Consider the following 19,061-nt stretch of genomic DNA (forward strand, 5'->3'; position numbering starts at 1 on the left):
AGAGCACAAGCGCATTGATAATAGCCGACTCGCCGCGAGTGGCTATCGGCTAAAGTTTTCGAGTTATCGAGATGGGTACCTGTTAACCGATTGAAAACCAGCGTCGTCGACTAACGTAGGCGACGAGCTTTGTTCGCTTATACCGCCAAAATCGCTTCGACTTCGATCGCCACTCCTTTGGGGAGCGCTGCGACCTGCACGCACGCTCTTGCAGGATAAGGTTCGGCAAAAAACGATTTCATGACGGTGTTAACCGCATCAAAGTCACCCAGATCGGTCAGAGAAATATTAATTTTGACCGAATGATTTAAGCTGCCGCCGGCCGCTTCAGCAATGGCGCTTAAGTTTTTGAATACTTGCTCGGCTTGGGCACTGATATCGCCCTCGACGACAGTCATCGTCTCGGGATCGAGCGGTATTTGTCCCGAAATCCAAACGGTATTGCCCACTTTAACGGCTTGCGAATAGGGTCCGATGGCGGCGGGTGCTGCTTCGGTGGCGATAATGGCTTTGTTGTTCATTGTGGCCTCTATTAGTTTTTGACGCGCGTGACTTTGCGCACGCCGTCAATATTGCGTAATCGTTTCATGACTCGTGCCAAGTGCACTCTCGATTGCACTTGTAGCTCTAAGTCTACTAGGGCGAATAAAGGGTCTTTGTCACCGGTTGCGATTTTTTCGATGTTGATGTCCATGCTGTTAATACGGGTCGCAATGACAGCAATAACACCCCGTCGGTTTTCTACCTCGATTTTCAGCGCGGCGATATAATCGCCCGCAACTTCGTTATGCCAGCGTAACGCCACTAAACGCTCAGGCGTCTCGCGGAACTCGCCTAAGTTTTTGCAGTTTTCACGATGTACCACCATGCCTTTTTCTGAGCTTAAGTAACCCGCGATTGGGTCTCCGGGTAGGGGGTGACAGCATTTCGCGTAGGTCACCATGAAGCCTTCGGTGCCGCGGATGGCAATAGCCTCATTCGACTCGGTGCTGTTTTCGTCTTGGGTTTTACCCAGCAATTGTTGGGCGGTAATGCTCGGCAGGCGCTCGCCTTGCGCGACATCTACCAGTAAATCCTCAAGGGTTTGGTAGTGATGCTCTGTCAAAAATGCATCGAGCGTCGGCCCTTTGAGCTTGGCGATCGAGCTATCGTGCGTGGTGAGTACTCGATCGAGGAGACGTTCGCCCAGGGCTACTGAATCTTCGCGCTTTTGCTGCTTTAAAAAGTGCCGAATATTGGTTCGCGCTTTGGCGGTAATGGCATAGTTGAACCATGCCGGATTTGGACGCGCACCAGCGGCGGTAATGATCTCGACGGTTTGCCCGCTTTGTAAGGGTTCCGATAGCGGCGCTAAACGGTTGTTAATTCGGCAAGCCACACAGCGATTGCCGACACCTGTGTGCACCGCATAGGCGAAATCGACCGGTGTGGCGCCACGAGGCAGCTCCAAGATTTTACCCTTGGGGGTGAAGATGTAGATTTCGTCTGGGAACAGGTCGATTTTAACGCTCTCGATAAATTCTAAAGAGTTACCCGCCACCTGTTGCATCTCGAGTAAGCCTTGCACCCATTTACGCGCGCGGGCTTGGCTGACATTGGTGGCTTTATCGTCGCTTTTGTAGAGCCAATGTGCCGCGATACCGTTGTTCGCCATGTCCTCCATTTCGCGCGTACGAATCTGGATTTCAATGGGTACGCCGTGCATACCACGCAACACCGTGTGCAAAGACTGGTAGCCATTGGCTTTGGGCATAGCGATATAATCGGTAAACTCGCCGGGAACGGGTTTATAAATGCTGTGAACGCAGCCTAATACGCGGTAACAGGTATCGACCGAGTCCACGATAATTCTGAAGGCGTAAATGTCCATGATCTCGGCAAAGGACTTACGCTTTTCTTTCATTTTTTGGTAGATACTGTACAGATGTTTTTCACGCCCTGTTACGGTAGCGCTGTGCCCTTCGCGATGCAGGGCAGCTTCGATCTGACTGCGGATGTTTTCGACAAGCTCTTTGCGGTGCCCACGGGCTTTAGCTCGCGCTGCCATAATACGCTCGTAGCGCATCGGGTGCAGGGCTTTAAAGCCTAGGTCTTCAAATTCCATGCGCACGGTATTCATGCCCAAGCGCATAGCGATAGGTGCATAGATCTCGAGCGTCTCTTTGGCTATGCGGCGGCTTTTGGCGGGGTTTAACACCCCAAGTGTGCGCATATTGTGTAGCCGGTCTGCCAATTTCACCAGAATTACGCGAATGTCGCGCGCCATGGCTAAAGCCATTTTCTGGAAGTTCTCGGCTTGTTTCTCGGCGAGAGAGTTAAATTCGATTTGTGTGAGTTTACTAACACCATCGACTAATTCGGCAACGGTGTCGCCAAATTGTTCGGCAAGGGCCGTTTTGCTAATGCCCGTGTCTTCAATAACGTCATGCAACAGGCCCGCCATGATACTTTGTGGATCCATATGCATTTCTGCAAGGATACAGGCAACAGCGAGCGGATGTGTGACGTAAGGGTCTCCACTGCGGCGTGTTTGTCCAAAGTGGGCTTGTTCGGCGTAGAAGAAGGCGCGCTTGACGTTTTGACTCTGTTCGGGGCTTAAGTACGCCGCCAGGGTTTGGTCTAAACGAGCAAGCGCTTCCATGCGGTTTGGCCTACAGAGTGACTCCCGTCATGACTTCGGCGAGTTCGTCTTCAGCTTGGCGTTGTTCCTCTTGCGACAGAGTTGCAGCGCTGACCAAGCCGTCAGCGATTTCGCGCAATGCGATAACGGTAGGTTTATCGGATTCTTCGGCAACTAAAGGGTCTTTGCCGCCCGTTGCAATTTGGCGTGCGCGTTTGGTCGCTACCATAACTAATTCAAAACGATTATCCACGTTTTCTAGACAATCTTCGACTGTGACTCGAGCCATTTTTAATACCTAATAACAGGGTTTATTTACAGAGCCCGACAGTATAAAGGATTTTCTATGGCTTGCGTAGCGCAAGGCTGGGTATTAAATCACACATTAAAGCGCGTTGAGCTTGGGTCTGTCGTCCCGTTTTTAGCCGTTCTGCACGAACAATGGCTTGTAAATCATGTAGTGCTATCTGGAAGTCATCATTAATGACTAGATAGTCACTAAGGGTGTAATGCTGCATCTCCAGCTCGGCCTCCGACAACCGCCGCTGAATGACATCTTCACTGTCTTGTCCGCGCCCTATCAATCTTTGTTTGAGCGTGGCGTGCGAGGGTGGAAAAATGAAAATGGCGCAAGTTTCCGGCCACCACGCTTTGATTTGCTCGGCGCCTTGCCAGTCAATTTCCAGAATGATGTCCGAGCCCGATTCCAGCATGGTTTGGACCCAGGCCTTTGAGGTGCCATACCAATTACCAAATACCTCCGCGCACTCGATAAAGCCGCCTTGGTCGCGCAAGGCTGCGAAGTCAGCTTGGCTGACAAAGTGATAGTTAAGGCCATCGGCTTCACCCGGACGCATAGGTCTCGTGGTGTGTGAGACCGACACTTGAAGGTGTGAGTCCTGCTCTAGCAAGGCTTTTACAAGGCTCGTTTTGCCTGCACCACTGGGGGCGGAAACTGTAAATAAACAACCGGTGTGGGAATTTTGCATGGCAACTTCAGGAATTCTCGCAAGAGCCTCAGTATGGCTGAAGCTCTCGCAGGTCTCAAGCGCTTAAAGCAGTCGCATGCGCCGTGCTGGCGTTTTGAGTATCTTGGGCTCTTCAGGCGAGAGCCTTATTGCCTCTCCTCCTGTTCCTAGGGGGCCATCATTGCCACCGCTGGGCCCAAATTGCACGCCCAGTTCGGGTGGGCACGAGTCGTTATCACGATAATATAAGGCCGCGGCCAAACGCGCTTCCGCTGGGTCGCCCAAGGCGTGATTGAAGTCATCGGTAACAGCGCAACCGGTGACTTCAGTGCCGCCTAGGTCGCCTCCGACACTGGGCGTGAACCCGTCAGGGTAGTCACCAAATCCGGCAGCGTTAACGCCTTTGAATTGCACCGTAAAATAGGTGCTACCGCAGTTTGGCGTGGGGTAATAGCCATAGGGTTTACCGCAGGTCGTTGCCCCAATTTGAATCACATCGAAGTTGATGCCGCGCAACCCGTTGATGAGAGCTTCGCTGGCAGAACACGTGCCAGAGCCGGTCAATAAAAATACACGATTTAAACTGTCGCCAAGCGTGGGTAAAGGCTGATTCTCGGGTGCCGAAAAACCTTGAGCTCGTGTGTGAAAGGGAATGGGTCTGATGGTTTGACCGGTGACGGGGTTCACGTTGGGATACTTGTCGTTGAACTGCAGCAGTTCGAAGGTTCTGTTCAAGGTTGCGTTGCCTGCGATCATGTAGCCCAGCTCAGATGCAATATCAAGGTAACCGCCGCCGTTGTAGCGAAGATCAATCACCAAGTCGTTGATTCCCTGCTGACTGAGCGATTGAATGGCGTTAATTAACGCGAGTTCGGCGGGCGCTATGTGGTCGTGGAAGGCCATGTAACCGACATTACCTGTCGCGGTGGGAATGACTTTGACATTTTGCAGAGGGTCTATTGCGACCTCGGCTGCAGTCAGTGTAAATGTCTGCGTCTCTAATGCACCGGGCAATAAAACTTCAAAGTCGTGCTCCTCGCCAGCGACATCAGGGCTCAAGCCGGCGTTCAGTATGTCGGGGTCACCATCGAGGACAGGTTCACCGTCGATAGCGATTATCTTTGTGCCCCGGGTCATGCCTAATTGAGCCGCTTGCGAGGTGTTCTGTGAGTAGGCGATGCGAACGTCGCGCGGTGGCGATGACACTAACACCGCAAATTCAATGCCGTAGCCAAACGAGACGCCGCCTTGTGATAGCTCGTACCAAGTCTGCGAATCAAGAACAAAGTGATAGCTGTCTTTGGGTTTTCCGCTGGGTGTGGTTGCGGTTGTTTTAAGTTGGCTAAAATAGCCGTTAGGTTCGGTCGGGAAGCGTTCAGTGACGAACTCGGAATAGTCGTTTTCTGGGTTTAGATCGGGGAGTTCTTGGTACCAGAGATAGGTATCGTTGCTCCATGAGCGCAACCAATTTTTTTCGTCTATCGCGCTGCCCTGACGGTCTGGGTATAAATTACCGGTGTCCGGATCGGTGCCTGATCGCGGATTGGCACACTGATTTTCAAATTGGCTGGCGTCATCGTACACGCCAGCCACCCATCCATTATCGGGCGAGTTGACCGGAGGATTCGAGCCGCCAGAGCCGCCCCCGCCCCCACACGCGTTCAACAGGGCGATAGACGCGGCAGAAATGATCAATGTCCGTAGCGCTTGCATGATCTGTGCTCCACAATATCTAAGGGCGTATTGCAGTGTAATACGAACATCGGAAACGGTCAGATTTTTCTGTGAATAGGTATGTAGCTCCGTGCTCTAGGCTTAGGAGTACTCTAAACTGATTGGCCGGTTATAAGACAACTCACCGCGGAGCCCTGTGCCTGTATGGATTTGAATTTGAATACCCTGTATTACCACCTGGGTATTTCGGGGGACTATTTGGATTACCGAGGTCAGGCTCGTCAAATCCCCGCGTCCGTGCGCGAACACGCTTTGGGGCTGATGGGCGTGGCCGATGACGATGGCACCCGACGAGATAAGCAGTATCAGCTCGATATTGCCCCGTGGCTGTATCCCCTGCCCGCCTTTTCGGTGGTGCGAGGCCAAAGCTTGTCTTTTTATTTGCCTGCTGAGCATCACTACTATCAGGTCACTTGCCGAGTTGAACTTGAGTCCGGTTGTGAGTTTCAAACACAAGATTTACCCATCGCATCGCTTACCATATCGGGCAACTATCAATACCAAGAGGTCACCTATAATCGGTATCAACTGCCACTCGACGGCCTTGCGATCGGTTATCATCGCGTTTGGTTGATGTTAGATGACGAACGCACCTACGTCGGAGACGTAGCGGTTTGCCCCGATCGTTGCTACCTAGGTGAGCAACGCGCGCGACGCTTGGGTCTTAACTTACAGCTGTACACACTGCGATTGACAGAGAATTTGGGGGTCGGCGACTTTGCGGATCTGCGCGCGTTAATTAAGCAGCTGGCGCCCTTGGGTGTTGATCTTATTGGTTTAAACCCATTGGCCGCCCTAGCTTGGCAAGACGAGCACAGTAAAAGCCCCTACGCCCCGTCTGATCGCCGCTTCTTGAATCCGCTCTACATTGATGTTGCTGGCGCCTGCGATGCTCTCGGTATCGATAAGCCCGCTGATGCGCTTGTGTCTGACTTTGAGGTGCGTGCGCGCGAATTGCGAGAGACCTCCAGTGTCGAGTGGCGTGAAGTGGCAAAGTTTAAATACGCTGTGTTGGCCGCGCTGTACCAAGAGTTTGTTGCTCAAGATTCGGCTTGGTTAGATCACTGGCGAGACTTCATGGGTCATAATGGGGCTTTGCTGCGGTCATTCTGCGACTTTGAGGTGCAATACAATCCTTTTGGTGAGGCTTGCAGCGGTGACACCGAGTTTCATGGCTTTTTGCAATGGCTGGCGACGCAGCAACTTGAGGCATGCCAAGCTTTCGCTATTGAACAGGGTATGACGGTGGGTTTGATGGCCGATCTGCCGGTAGCCTCGGTCGGGAGCGGCCACGAAATAGCGACTAACCTCGATTTATTTGTTCAAAACGCCGATATCGGCGCCCCACCTGACCCCTTCTCCGACACCGGTCAAAATTGGGGAATGCCGCCTTTAAACCCCAGCGTGTTGCGTGCGCGACATTATGACCATTTTATCTCCCTACTGCGAAGCGCCATGTGCGGCGCAGGTGCTTTGCGATTGGATCATGCAATGTGGCTGCAGCGCGTCTGGTGGTGTGTGCAAACAGAGCTTGGACCAAGTGGCTTGTATGTGTATCAAAACGTCGAAGAGATGCTGGCCTTACTCGCGCTTGAGTCGCAGCGCAATCAATGCCAGATCATTGGAGAAGATTTGGGGGTTGTGCCCGATGATTTTCGTGCAATGATGCACAATTACGGTATGTTGGGTAACGCTTTGTTTTACTTTGCCACAGATGTGTCTGATCGTTTTTTGCCGGCCCAAGAGCAGCGTGACGACGCCTTATTAATGGTGGCCAATCATGACGTTCCGCCCCTGCGTGCGTGGTGGCAGGGTTTGGATATTGATCAGCGGCTACAATACGGTTTGGTCGATGAGCACTCGGCCAAGTCGCAGCGTCACAGTCGAGCAGCACAAAAGAAACAATTAATCGCGCTGCTGCACGACCATGATGTATGGCCCGATCTTGCCGTGCCACAGGCCTGTGACGAAGCACTATGCCTAGCGATTTATCGCTTCTGTGCTAAGGGCGCAAGCCCGTGGGTCGTTTTGCAGCTAGATGACCTAGTGGGAGCCGACACCCCCGTTAATATTCCTGGCACATTTCTTGAATATGATAATTGGTCCAGAAAATTACCCGGGCTAGATTTAGCCGATATACAAGGGCGTTGGTCGAAGTTGTTCGAACAATTGGCTTTGGATCGAGCGTCAGTCTAGGGTTAGGAACTCCTTATGAAAAACAAATCTACCAGTGAATTTGATGCCAGCGTTCAGGCGCTCGCCGATGCGCGCTACAATCACCATTTTGCCTGGCTTGGGCAACAGGTGACTGAGCAGGGTTTAAGTTTTCGCGTTTGGGCCCCGGGTGCCAAGCAAATCGATGTCATCTGCGCTCAAACGGGTCGCAGAATCACGCGTTTAACCCAGAGTCACCCCAGTGGTTTTTTTGAGAAAACGTTGGGAAATCGCCGTCGGCCCATCGACTACCGGCTCAGCTTTGATGGTGGCGACCCCGTAGCAGATGCCTATGCCTATGGCGATTTGCTAGACCCGACGGCCCAGTATTTTTATGCCGAAGGCCAGCAGATTGACGCGTATCGTTGGTTGGGTGCACAGCATCATGAGTATGGCGGTGTGTCAGGTGTGCGCTTCACAGTTTGGGCACCGAATGCCCAGCGCGTTGCAGTGATTGGCGATTTCAACGGTTGGGACGCGTCCAGACATGGCTTAAAACACTACCCCGATGCGGGCATCTGGGCAATTTTTATTCCCGATGCAGAGCCAGGTCAGGCCTACAAGTTTCATGTGATGGGCGCCGATGGTGTGGTGCGTGAAAAAGCAGATCCGTATGCGCGCCAAATGGAACGATCGCCAGCCACGGCATCGCTGGTGCCAGTTAATACCAATTTTCAGTGGACCGATGCGCAGTGGATGACAGAGCGCGGCGCGCAGCACACGCCGAGCAGCGCGATCAGCATATACGAGTGTCAGCTCGCTTCGTGGATGCGTGATTACGACAATCATTACTTGAGCTATGAAGAGCTTGCCGAGCGACTCATAAGCCACGCGAAAGCCTTGGGCTTTACGCACATCCAGTTAATGCCGGTATCCGAGTACCCTTTTGACGGGTCGTGGGGTTACCAACCCGTGGGTCTTTACGCACCGACGTCGCGATTTGGCTTGCTGGACGATTTTAAAGCCTTCGTCAATCGCTGCCATGAGGCGGGTTTGGGGGTTTTGCTGGATTGGGTGCCGGGACATTTTCCGTCCGATCCGCATGGCTTGGCCGAATTTGACGGTACAGCCCTGTACGAGCATGCCGATCCGCGCCGAGGGTTCCATCCCGACTGGAACACCTATATTTACAATTACGGCCGCAATGAGGTGCGTAGCTTTTTGTTATCCAATGCCGATTTTTGGTTGAGCGAGTGTCACATTGATGGTCTGCGAGTCGATGCGGTCGCCTCGATGCTGTATTTAGATTACAGTCGTGCTGAGGGCGAGTGGATTCCGAACGAGCACGGCGGTCGAGAAAATTTAGAGGCGGTTGCGTTTTTGCAGGCTCTAAATAGCCTGATGTACGCCAATCATCCCGGCATTATGATGATTGCCGAGGAGTCCACGGCATGGCCCGGCGTGAGTCATCCTGTTGACCAAGGTGGTCTGGGTTTTGGCTACAAGTGGAATATGGGTTGGATGAACGATACGCTGCGCTACATAAGCAAAGACCCGATCCACCGAGCGTATCACCACGATGACATGACCTTTAGTATGGTCTATGCCCGCGACGAGAACTTTATCTTATCGATCAGTCACGATGAATGCGTTCACGGCAAGGGTTCTTTGCTGAACAAAATGCCCGGCGACGATTGGCAAAAGCGCGCTAATTTACGCGCCTATTGGGCCTACATGTGGGCCCATCCAGGTAAGAAACTCCTGTTTATGGGGATGGAATTTGGTCAGTATCGCGAGTGGAATCACGATCACGGCCTCGATTGGTACTTACTGGAGCGAGCAGAGCACCGCCAGTTAATGGACTATGTCGCTCGATTAAATCAGCTTTACACCCAATACCCTGCTTTGTATGAGGCCGACCAAGATGCTGAGGGTTTTTGCTGGCTGCAAGCCCACAACAAAGACCAATCCATTTTGGCTTGGGTGCGCTCGGCACCCAATGCGCAGCAAGTGATCGTGGTGTGTAACTATACCCCGACCGTCGTGCACGACTATCGGGTTGGCGCGCCGAGCATGGGGCAACCACAGGTGCTTCTGAACAGCGATGACGCGTCTTTTGGGGGTTCTGATGTCAAGCCAAGCCCACGCCTTGAGCCGATGCCATGGGATGGTTGTGAACAATCGATATGTTTAACTTTGCCACCTTTGGCCACTGTCTGGCTGGTGGTGCGCTGAGTATGACTGGCGCCTTGAGCATTGAATCTGGCAACCCTTTACAATTGGGGGCTGTTTGGTGCTCGGGTGGATTAAATGTAGCGGTATTTTCGGATGATGCCTCAGCGGTCGATGTTGAGTTCTTTGACGCCACAGGACGTGTGTCGCAAGCGCGCGTTAAGTTGACTCGGCATGTGTCGGGCGTTTGGTGTGCAAAGCTTAATAATGTCCCGCAGAATTGGACCTACATTTACCGAGCCTACGGCGCGCGTGATCAGAGTAGTGGGCTATGGTTTGATCAGAACAAGGCGCTACTGGACCCCTACGCGCAAGAATTCACCCGCGATTTGGTCATTGCCCCAGAACATCTGTCCATACACGAGTTTGAAACGGCGGATAGCACACCAAAATGTCGATTCCAGTCTCCTCCAAACGCTTCAATAAGCGCGGCATCAACACCCATGCTTATGACAGACAGGATTATTTATGAAGCTCATGTTAAAGGGTTTTCTTACAAGAATCCGGATCTGCCCGAGGTCTTGCGCGGCACCTACGCTGGCTTAGCCCACCCAGCCAGTATTGCCTATCTGCAACATTTGGGCGTTAACACCTTAGAGTTGATGCCAGTACAGTGCTTTGCGGATGAACCATTTTTAACAGCCAAAGGTTTACGAAATTATTGGGGATATAACCCCTACAGCTTTTTTGCAGTGCATCAAGGCTACGCCAGCGAACCGAGTGTCGCCAAGGCAGAGCTTACGCAGGCGGTCAGTGCGTTGCGTGACGCCGGCATCGACGTTCTGATCGACATGGTGTTCAACCATACCGCAGAGGGCGATGCCGAAGGCTCAACGCTAAGTTGGCGCGGTTTGGACAATCGTGCCTACTACACACTAGACCTTGACTCGTGTGCTTACGACAATCACACCGGCTGTGGTAATACCTTAAATTTTGCACACCCCCGAGTGGTGCAGCTGGCTTGTGACGCGCTCAGATATTGGCTGACGGACATCGGTGTCGCGGGTTGTCGTTTTGATTTGGCGACGGTGATGGGGCGTGATCGGCACGGTTTTAATACGGATCACCCTTTGCTGGTAGCCATTGCCCAGGACCCTGTGCTGCGCTCGGGTGTTTGGGTTGCAGAGCCTTGGGATATCGGGCCCTCAGGGTATCAGTTGGGTGGCTTTCCGCGCTATTTTTCCGAGTGGAACGACCGCTTTCGCGATTCTGTACGAGCATTCTGGCGAGGTGATCCTGCCTCGGCCTCTGCCTTCGCTCAGGCCTTACACGGTTCGGCGGAGGTTTTTGAAAACTCTCGGCGAAACTCGAGCGGATCGGTGAATTTTGTGACCAGCCACGATGGCTTTACCGCACTCGATCTCGTCTCTTATGCCGAGCCAGACAACCTTGCGAATTTAGAAAACAACCGCGATGGCCATCGTCACAATTTGTCGTTGAATTATGGCGTCGAGGGTGCGACTGATAATCCACAGATTATCGAACAGCGGCGACGTCATGTTCGCAATCTGGTAGCGACTACCCTACTAGCGCAGGGTGTCCCGATGCTTTTGGCGGGCGATGAGCGTTTGAATACGCAGTATGGCAACAACAATGCGTACTGCCAAGACAATGAAATGACTTGGCTGAGCTGGGATTGGAGTGACGCAGAACGGGACATGAAGCAGTGGGTGACGGATGTTATTGCGTGCCGAAAACGCTTCCAGGCCTTGCGTCAAGACAGTTATCATCATGACGACTGGTGTTGGTATAGATTAGATGGAAAGACATTAACAGATGCGGATTGGCACCAGCCGCATTTACATGGCTTACAGTGCACGCTACCAGATCTTGATGGCGGCGAATTGTGTGTTGTCATCAACGCCTCCAACGAATTATCGAGTGCCCAGTTGCCGCAGACTGGTGACTGGCAATGTTTATTAAACTCCTACGAGCCTAGTGTGCGAACTCGCCGCGGGCTGACACAAATTACCCCGAAAACTCTACAGCTATGGTGGTTGCCTAATGCGGCTAGCCACTCGACTATTGATTAAAGAATACGATGGACTAAACAATGCCTACTTCGAAACCTTCCGCACTAAACTTAAAACAAGATCTCAAACGCCACTTTGACTTGACTTTGGGGCGCGGCGATACGAACTACAGTCGTCATTATTTGTATCAATCGATGGCGCTAGCGGTGCGCGATCAGCTTGTGAGCCGTTGGCGCGAAACGCGCGAGCGTTATCGTCGGGAAGAGCCCAAGCGCGTGAGCTACTTGTCTTTAGAGTTTCTAATGGGCAGGACCCTACACAATGCTTTAGCTAACCTAGATTTGGAAGATCAAGCTAGAGCGGCGCTACAAGACTACGCCTGCGATTTGGAAACTTTAGAGACAGAAGAACTCGATGCCGGTCTTGGCAATGGCGGTTTGGGGCGCTTGGCTGCGTGTTTCTTGGACAGCTGCGCAACACTCGAAATTCCCGTTACGGGCTACGGGATTCGTTATCAATTTGGCATGTTCCATCAAAAAATCGTCGATGGGTACCAACAAGAAGCTCCAGATCAGTGGTTGCGTGATGGTAACCCTTGGGAAGTAGAAAGTCCTGAGAATACGCGTCGCGTGCCTTTTTTTGGGCGCGTCGTCGTCGAGCACGATGCACAAGGCCGTGAGTGTCGCCGTTGGATCGCTACTGAGGACGTGCTAGCTATTCCTTATGACATTCCTATACCGGGTTACAACAACGATACGGTGAATACGCTGCGCCTTTGGAAGGCCTCGGCGACCGAAGAATTTAATTTGGGTGAATTTAACTCGGGCTCGTACACCGATGCGGTTAGCAAAAAGACCGAAGCCGAGCAGATTACCATGGTCTTGTATCCCAACGATGCCAGCGAGGCCGGTAAGATCCTGCGCTTGCGTCAGCAATATTTCTTAGCGTCCGCAAGTCTTCAGGACATCCTGCACCGCTGGATTAGCCGCAAAGGCCATGACTTTTCAGGCTTTGCCGAAAAGCATGCGGTGCAGCTTAATGACACACACCCCACTATCGCTGTGGCTGAGCTTATGCGTCTGTTGATGGACGAGCACGGTCTAGGGTGGCAAGAGGCTTGGACGCTGACAGAATCCACGATGGCGTATACTAACCATACCTTACTGCCCGAGGCTCTGGAGACGTGGTCGGTATCTTTATTCGAGCATCTGCTGCCGCGCCTATTGGAAATTATCTACGAAATTAATGCGCGCTTTTTGCAGGTGGTGGCACAACGCTGGCCTGGCGACGTGGATAAACAGCGGCGTCTGTCTATTATCCAAGAAACCCCCGAGCGCGCTGTGCGTATGGCGCATTTGGCCATTGTGGGTTCTTATTCGGTTAACGGTGTAGCCGCCTTGCACACGGACTTACTCAAGCAAGGTTTGTTTGCTGAGTTCTATGCGTTATGGCCGCACAAGTTCAATAACAAAACCAATGGTGTAACTCCGCGCCGGTGGTTGGCGAACTGTAATCCAGGCTTGCGAGACCTGATCACCGAAACCATTGGGGATGACTGGATTCGTGATCTAAGCCAGCTTGACCAGCTAATTCCCTATGCGGACGATACCGCTTTCTGCGAGCGCTTCATGGACGTTAAATACGCGAATAAACAGGCACTCGCGACCCTGGTCGCAAAGAAGACGGGCATCGAGTTCGACCCCTCTTGGATGTTTGATGTGCAGGTAAAACGGATTCATGAATACAAGCGTCAGCTGTTAAATATTCTTCATGTGATTTCACTGTACGACCGCATTCGCAAAGGCGATACTGCCTCTATGACACCGCGATGTGTATTGATTGGCGGTAAGGCCGCGCCGGGTTATGTCATGGCAAAGTTAATTATTAAGTTAATTAACAATGTGGCGCATACCATCGCTCAAGATGAACAAGCTAATCAGTGGTTGAAGGTGGCATTCTTGCCGAACTACAACGTTTCAGCGATGGAAATTATCTGTCCTGGAACGGATTTATCCGAGCAAATATCGACCGCAGGTAAAGAAGCCTCTGGCACAGGTAACATGAAATTTATGATGAATGGCGCACTGACGATCGGCACCTTAGACGGTGCCAATATCGAGATCCGAGACGCCGTTGGTGCTGATAATTTCTTCCTGTTTGGTTTAGAGGCACATGAAGTGGCCCAAACACGCCAAAACTATAACCCGCAGCAGTACATTGATGCTGACCCCAACTTTCAAGCCGTGATGTCTTTGCTGCAAAGTGGGCATTTTTCATTGTTCGAGCCGGGCATTTTTGACCCGATTATCGCAGCCTTGACCGCTTCCACCGATCCGTGGATGACAGCGGCAGATTTTAGTGATTATTGTAAAGCGCAAGAGCAAGCTGCATGTACTTATAAAGATAAAACCCAGTGGGCGCGAATGGCGGTACTCAACACCGCTACTAGTGGCCGCTTCTCAAGTGACCGCACAATTTCTGAATACCGCGACGACATCTGGTATCGGGCACCGGAGGCTGTGCGCAAAGTGAGTTAATCAATGGAGCAATAGGAATGGATAATCCGCGTTACGTTAGCCGTTTAACAAAAAATACGCTGGCTTTAGTGCTGGCGGGAGGGCGCGGCTCGCGCTTGTTTGAACTGACCAATTGGCGAGCAAAGCCTGCGCTCTATTTTGGGGGCAAATATCGGATTATCGATTTTCCTTTGTCTAACTGCATTAATTCTGGCGTTCGCCGCGTCGGTGTTTTAACTCAGTACAAATCACATTCACTAGTGCGTCATATCGTTCGCGGTTGGAGCCATTTTAAGAAAGAGCTGGGCGAATTCGTCGAAATTTTGCCCGCGAGTCAACGTTATTCGGATGATTGGTACCAAGGGACCGCGGACGCCATCTACCAGAATTTGGATATTATCCGTGCGGAAAAGCCCGAGTACGTGCTTATTCTGTCGGGCGATCACGTTTACAAGATGGACTACGGTGCTATGTTGGTCCGCCATGTTGAAAGCGGTGCCGATATGTCAGTCTGCTGTTTGGAGGTGCCAGTTGAAGAGGCTGCGGGCGCCTTTGGCGTGTTGGAAGTCGATGAAACCATGCGCGTGAAGAGTTTCCAAGAAAAACCCGCCGAGCCCGCTGAAATTCCGGGTAGCCCCGGCATCTGTTTGGCTTCGATGGGCAACTATATTTTTAACACTCGTATGCTGTTTGACTTGCTGCTCGAAGATGCCGCAAGCGCCAAATCGAGCCACGATTTTGGTAACGATATTATTCCGTCAATGATCGAACGCGCGCATGTGCAAGCCTATCCGTTTCGGGATTCACAGACCGGCGGGCAGGGTTACTGGCGCGACGTGGGTACTTTGGACTCGTTTTGGGAAGCCAACATGGAGTTGGTACATGCTACGCCAGCGTTAAACATGTATGATCCCGACTGGCCGATCTGGACCTATCAAGAGCAGCTGCCCCCCGCAAAATTTGTGCATGACTACGATGGTCGCCGTGGTGAGGCGATCGATTCGGTCGTGTCCGGTGGCTGTATTATCTCAGGCAGCACGGTTCGGCGATCGGTTGTGTTTTCTAATGTGCACATACACTCCCACGGTATGATCGAGTCAAGCGTGATATTGCCAGGCGTTGATATTGGCCGTGGCGTGAAATTGCGCAACGTCATCGTGGACAGAGGTGTCCGTGTGCCAGACGGTTTGGAGGTGGGCTTTGATATTGAACAGGACAAAGCCAATGGATTTAGGGTGTCGCCTAAAGGTCGAGTGTTGATTACCCGCGGAATGCTGGGGCAGCCCGAAGGCTACGCCTAATTTAAGAGGATACAGTAATGACACAAGTTGTGGACGTAACGACGACACAGTTTGCTGATCAAAAGCCCGGCACCTCGGGCTTACGAAAACAAGTGAGCGTATTTCAGCAAGCGCATTATCTAGAAAATTTTGTGCAGTCTACTTTTAACGTGATTGGCGGTGGCCAAGGTAAAACCTTGGTCTTGGGCGGAGATGGCCGATTTTACAATAGAGCCGCAGCACAAACCATTATTCACATGGCAGCCGCTAATGGGTTTGCACGCGTTATTGTCGGGCAAGGCGGAATCTTGTCGACACCTGCGGCGTCGGCGGTGATTCGCGCCCGAGGCGCCGATGGCGGTTTGATTCTGTCGGCCAGTCATAACCCGGGCGGTCCCAACGGTGACTTTGGTATTAAGTTCAATGGTGCTAATGGTGGTCCAGCGGTCGAGTCGATGACCAATGCCATTTTTGAAGAAACCAAAGTGCTTCAGCGGTATCGCACGCTTCAGGGCGCCGGTGAAACCGACTTGGATATTCTTGGTGAAACTTCGCTTGCGGGCACGGTGATCGAAGTGCTTGACCCGGTTGCTATTTACGCTGACTTAATGGAAGTTCTCTTTGACTTTGAAGCGATTAAAGAGCTGTTGACGAATCCTCGATTTCAGCTGCGCTTTGATGCCATGCACGCCGTCACCGGCCCTTACGCGCGCGAGATCTTAGTCAATCGTCTAGGTGCCCCCGAAACTACCTTAATGAATGCCGAACCTAAAGAAGACTTTGGGGGTGAACACCCCGATCCGAATTTGGTTCACGCCAAAGACTTAGTCGACCTGCTAAACGGCGATGAAATGATCGCTTTTGGTGCGGCCTCTGACGGCGATGGGGATCGCAATATGGTCTTGGGCACTGGATTTTACATTAATCCTTGCGATTCGCTGGCGGTGCTGACTGCCAACGCACACTTAGTCCCTGGATACTCTGGGGGTTTGGCCGGTGTGGCGCGCTCGCTGCCCACCTCACGTGCGGTTGATCGCGTGGCTGCAAATTTAGATATCGAGTTTTTTGAAACGCCCACGGGTTGGAAGTTTTTCGGCAATCTGATGGACGCTGGTCGCATTACGCTGTGTGGCGAAGAAAGCTTTGGGACGGGTTCAAGCCATATACGCGAAAAAGACGGTTTGTGGGCAGTATTATTCTGGTTAAATTTGATCGCCGTGCGAGCACAGCCGGCACGCTCGATTGTTCGCGATCACTGGGAACGCTTCGGGCGCGACTTTTTCTCGCGGCATGATTATGAAGGCATCGATAGCGACCACGCCAATGCCTTGATGCAAGCGCTCACCGGTCGCCTTGATAGTTTACCCGGACAGACGTTCGGTGATTTGGTGGTCGCTAGTGCTGATAATTTTTCCTACCGCGACCCCGTGGATGACAGCGAAAGCTACAATCAGGGTGTGCGCATCGTGTTTGAAAATGATGCGCGTATTGTAGTGCGTCTATCTGGCACGGGCACATCGGGCGCTACACTTCGAGTGTATTACGATCAGCACGAGCGTGACCCCGCGTATTTCAGTGTGTATGCTCAGCGGTACTTGGAGCCCTTGTTTGCAGCATCCGAGGCCATATTAAACATAAAACACTTCACTGGGCGGGATGCGCCGGACGTAATTACTTGAGTACACGCAAATGAATATTTTGATGGTGGCCGCCGAGAACGGAACTTTGCCTGGTGGTAAGGTTGGTGGTATTGGCGATGTCGTGCGAGATTTACCGCCGGCATTGGCGGCGACAGGTGCGTCAGTTCAAGTGGTTATGCCAGGCTATCAAGCGTTTTCAAAGCTCGAGCAAGCAGAATTAGTGGGACACTTAGATGTGCCCTTTGCCGGCACAGTCGAGACCGTAACTCTGGCGAAAATTGAGACAGGTAATGGCGTCGACTTGTGGATTATCGATAGTCCTTTGCTGGCACCACAAGGCGTGGGCAGAGTGTATTGCCACGACCCTGACTCGCAGCCATTTGCTACCGATGCCACCAAGTTTGCGCTATTTTCGGCCGCGGTCTGTGAATTGTTATTGCACCGCCATTTTGGCGTTTTAGATTTTGTACACCTGCATGACTGGCACGCCGCCTTTGTTGCGATGCTTCTGCGTTACCATTCACGCTATCAAGCAGAGCGCACCCAGCGCTTGGTGTACACCATTCACAATTTGGCTTTGCAGGGTATTCGGCCAGTCGATGGCAATCCCAGTGCTCTGAAAACCTGGTTCCCTGATTTTGGTGCGGTTGATCACCAAGTTATGGATTTGCGGTATCCCGATTGCATTAATCCTGTTCGTGCAGCAATCAATCTGTGCGACACCATTCATACGGTCTCGCCTTCTTACATACTAGAGATCCAAGAGCCTACCAACGAAAAATTGGGGTTTTATGGTGGTGAAGGACTCGATCGAGATCTGCGGGCGGCAGCAGCGGAGGATCGCTTAGTTGGCGTCCTAAATGGTTGCGACTATGCCGACACCCCCAAAAAGATACCGAGCTGGAAGCGCATGCTTGCTGTAGCTGAGCAGGCAGTAACGGCTTGGAGTCTAGCCGAAGCTGCTGACGTTCACGCGTTGGCGCTGTCGCGTATCGCGAAATGGAAGTCGCAACCAAGTCCGACCTGCGTGCTGACTTCTGTGGGTCGCGCAACGGACCAAAAATTAAGAATCTTGCGCGAAGGTCTGACGCCACAGACATCATCGTTGGCACAAATTTTGACCCAACTGCCACCCGACGCCAAGCTAATTATGACCGGCAGTGGTGATGCGGCCTACGAGACATTTTTATTCGAAACTGCCAAAGCGCATGATAATTTTTTGTTTTTGCGAGGCTACTCCGAAGCGCTTGGGACCATTTTGTATGCTGGTGGCGATTTGTTTTTAATGCCGAGTTCGTTCGAACCTTGCGGCATTAGTCAGCTGCTTGCAATGCGCGCCGGCCAGCCCGTGGTAGCGCACGCCGTTGGCGGTTTGCGTGACACCATTATCGACAACGAAACAGGTTTTTTGTTTAACGGCGCCAATCCACGCGCCCAGTCACTAGAATTGGTGGGTACGGTGACCTATGCAATGGAACTGTTTTACATGAATCCAAGTCGCTATCGACTCATTCGAGAAGCGGCTTCGAAGGTGCGATTTGAGTGGTCGAAAATCGCTAAACAGTACCGACAGTCGATTTACGTTTAGGGGATCAGCGCAAACCGTGCTGTGACGCGCAGGGCAATTTCAATTTGTCCGCTTAGCTGAGTGTCTACCGACTCTGCACCGTCTACTGCCATCATGGCGACTGACCGAAACTCAGGTCTTGGCGTTGAGCTATTGTTTTGCGCTTCGATGGCTAGCGGGCTTCCGATACTGACGTTCAAAGCTGTTGCCGCTGCTTCGGCATTTGTTTGTGCATCTTTTACGGCGAGCGCTAGCACTTTGCGTTCGAGTTCGTGTTGTTCGCTGTGAAATAAACGCGGGGGAGACAATCGCGTAACCCCTGCTGTTAAACCACCCTCAATAATAGTCTGTAACAAACCGATGTCTTTTAAGATTAC

The 19,061-nt window shown here is 52.1% G+C and carries 13 protein-coding genes; 7 read left to right on the forward strand and 6 right to left on the reverse strand.

Annotated elements, in window-relative coordinates:
• Positions 1-137 precede the first annotated feature (137 nt).
• The 5 genes from ACTF5Z_RS07260 to ACTF5Z_RS07280 all read right to left on the reverse strand — a co-directional run bounded on the left by ACTF5Z_RS07260 (position 138) and on the right by ACTF5Z_RS07280 (position 5,301).
• Positions 138-521 carry a RidA family protein gene (locus ACTF5Z_RS07260; protein ID WP_009577092.1) on the reverse strand — a complete coding sequence of 128 codons (384 nt, stop codon included), beginning with the start codon at positions 519-521 and terminating at the stop codon, positions 138-140.
• Between the two features lie 11 nt (positions 522-532).
• A complete protein-coding gene (locus tag ACTF5Z_RS07265) occupies positions 533-2,641 on the reverse strand; it encodes a RelA/SpoT family protein (protein ID WP_438985063.1) in 2,109 nt (702 codons plus the stop codon).
• A 10-nt stretch (positions 2,642-2,651) separates the two neighbouring features.
• Positions 2,652-2,909, reverse strand: a complete 258-nt coding sequence (gene rpoZ, locus ACTF5Z_RS07270; protein WP_009577094.1) for a DNA-directed RNA polymerase subunit omega — start codon at positions 2,907-2,909, stop codon at positions 2,652-2,654.
• 55 nt (positions 2,910-2,964) lie between these two features.
• Positions 2,965-3,609: a guanylate kinase gene (gene gmk / locus ACTF5Z_RS07275; protein WP_423849274.1), complete on the reverse strand. Its 645-nt coding sequence runs from the start codon at positions 3,607-3,609 to the stop codon at positions 2,965-2,967.
• Between the two features lie 63 nt (positions 3,610-3,672).
• Positions 3,673-5,301, reverse strand: a complete 1,629-nt coding sequence (locus tag ACTF5Z_RS07280; protein WP_438985064.1) for a S41 family peptidase — start codon at positions 5,299-5,301, stop codon at positions 3,673-3,675.
• 165 nt (positions 5,302-5,466) lie between these two features.
• Between ACTF5Z_RS07280 and malQ the strand changes: the two genes are divergently transcribed.
• The 7 genes from malQ to ACTF5Z_RS07315 are packed head-to-tail and all read left to right on the forward strand — an operon-like array spanning position 5,467 to position 18,705.
• The gene (malQ, locus tag ACTF5Z_RS07285) at positions 5,467-7,518 is read left to right on the forward strand and encodes a 4-alpha-glucanotransferase (protein WP_438985065.1); all 2,052 of its coding nucleotides are present in this window, start codon (positions 5,467-5,469) and stop codon (positions 7,516-7,518) included.
• A 15-nt stretch (positions 7,519-7,533) separates the two neighbouring features.
• Entirely contained in the window at positions 7,534-9,711 is a 2,178-nt protein-coding gene (gene glgB, locus ACTF5Z_RS07290; RefSeq protein WP_438985066.1) for a 1,4-alpha-glucan branching protein GlgB, read from the forward strand.
• Positions 9,663-11,741, forward strand: a complete 2,079-nt coding sequence (gene glgX / locus ACTF5Z_RS07295; RefSeq protein ID WP_438985067.1) for a glycogen debranching protein GlgX — start codon at positions 9,663-9,665, stop codon at positions 11,739-11,741. Before glgB ends, glgX begins: the two co-directional genes overlap by 49 nt.
• 20 nt (positions 11,742-11,761) lie before the next feature.
• Complete coding sequence (locus ACTF5Z_RS07300; RefSeq protein ID WP_438985068.1) at positions 11,762-14,218, forward strand: glycogen/starch/alpha-glucan phosphorylase; 2,457 nt, start codon at positions 11,762-11,764, stop codon at positions 14,216-14,218.
• 17 nt (positions 14,219-14,235) lie between these two features.
• Positions 14,236-15,498, forward strand: coding sequence for a glucose-1-phosphate adenylyltransferase (glgC, locus tag ACTF5Z_RS07305; protein ID WP_009574389.1), 1,263 nt, complete (start codon positions 14,236-14,238; stop codon positions 15,496-15,498).
• 17 nt (positions 15,499-15,515) lie between these two features.
• Complete coding sequence (locus ACTF5Z_RS07310) at positions 15,516-17,156, forward strand: alpha-D-glucose phosphate-specific phosphoglucomutase (RefSeq protein ID WP_438985069.1); 1,641 nt, start codon at positions 15,516-15,518, stop codon at positions 17,154-17,156.
• Positions 17,157-17,166: 10 nt separating this feature from the next.
• A complete protein-coding gene (locus tag ACTF5Z_RS07315; protein WP_438985070.1) occupies positions 17,167-18,705 on the forward strand; it encodes a glycogen synthase in 1,539 nt (512 codons plus the stop codon).
• Here the strand turns inward: ACTF5Z_RS07315 and ACTF5Z_RS07320 are convergent.
• Positions 18,702-19,061 (reverse strand): SIMPL domain-containing protein (locus ACTF5Z_RS07320; protein ID WP_438985071.1); only part of this gene is annotated, 360 nt, incomplete at its 5' end. The genes ACTF5Z_RS07315 and ACTF5Z_RS07320 overlap by 4 nt on opposite strands.

The sequence above is a fragment of the Aequoribacter sp. genome (assembly GCF_965659035.1).
Classification (GTDB): domain Bacteria; phylum Pseudomonadota; class Gammaproteobacteria; order Pseudomonadales; family Halieaceae; genus Aequoribacter.

Coding starts and splice junctions, on each gene's coding strand:
- ACTF5Z_RS07260 (WP_009577092.1), bottom strand. CDS start 521: ATGAACAACAAAGCCATTATCGCCACCGAAGCAGCACCCGCCGCCATC.
- ACTF5Z_RS07265 (WP_438985063.1), bottom strand. CDS start 2,641: ATGGAAGCGCTTGCTCGTTTAGACCAAACCCTGGCGGCGTACTTAAGC.
- rpoZ (WP_009577094.1), bottom strand. CDS start 2,909: ATGGCTCGAGTCACAGTCGAAGATTGTCTAGAAAACGTGGATAATCGT.
- gmk (WP_423849274.1), bottom strand. CDS start 3,609: ATGCAAAATTCCCACACCGGTTGTTTATTTACAGTTTCCGCCCCCAGT.
- ACTF5Z_RS07280 (WP_438985064.1), bottom strand. CDS start 5,301: ATGCAAGCGCTACGGACATTGATCATTTCTGCCGCGTCTATCGCCCTG.
- malQ (WP_438985065.1), top strand. CDS start 5,467: ATGGATTTGAATTTGAATACCCTGTATTACCACCTGGGTATTTCGGGG.
- glgB (WP_438985066.1), top strand. CDS start 7,534: ATGAAAAACAAATCTACCAGTGAATTTGATGCCAGCGTTCAGGCGCTC.
- glgX (WP_438985067.1), top strand. CDS start 9,663: ATGTTTAACTTTGCCACCTTTGGCCACTGTCTGGCTGGTGGTGCGCTG.
- ACTF5Z_RS07300 (WP_438985068.1), top strand. CDS start 11,762: ATGCCTACTTCGAAACCTTCCGCACTAAACTTAAAACAAGATCTCAAA.
- glgC (WP_009574389.1), top strand. CDS start 14,236: ATGGATAATCCGCGTTACGTTAGCCGTTTAACAAAAAATACGCTGGCT.
- ACTF5Z_RS07310 (WP_438985069.1), top strand. CDS start 15,516: ATGACACAAGTTGTGGACGTAACGACGACACAGTTTGCTGATCAAAAG.
- ACTF5Z_RS07315 (WP_438985070.1), top strand. CDS start 17,167: ATGAATATTTTGATGGTGGCCGCCGAGAACGGAACTTTGCCTGGTGGT.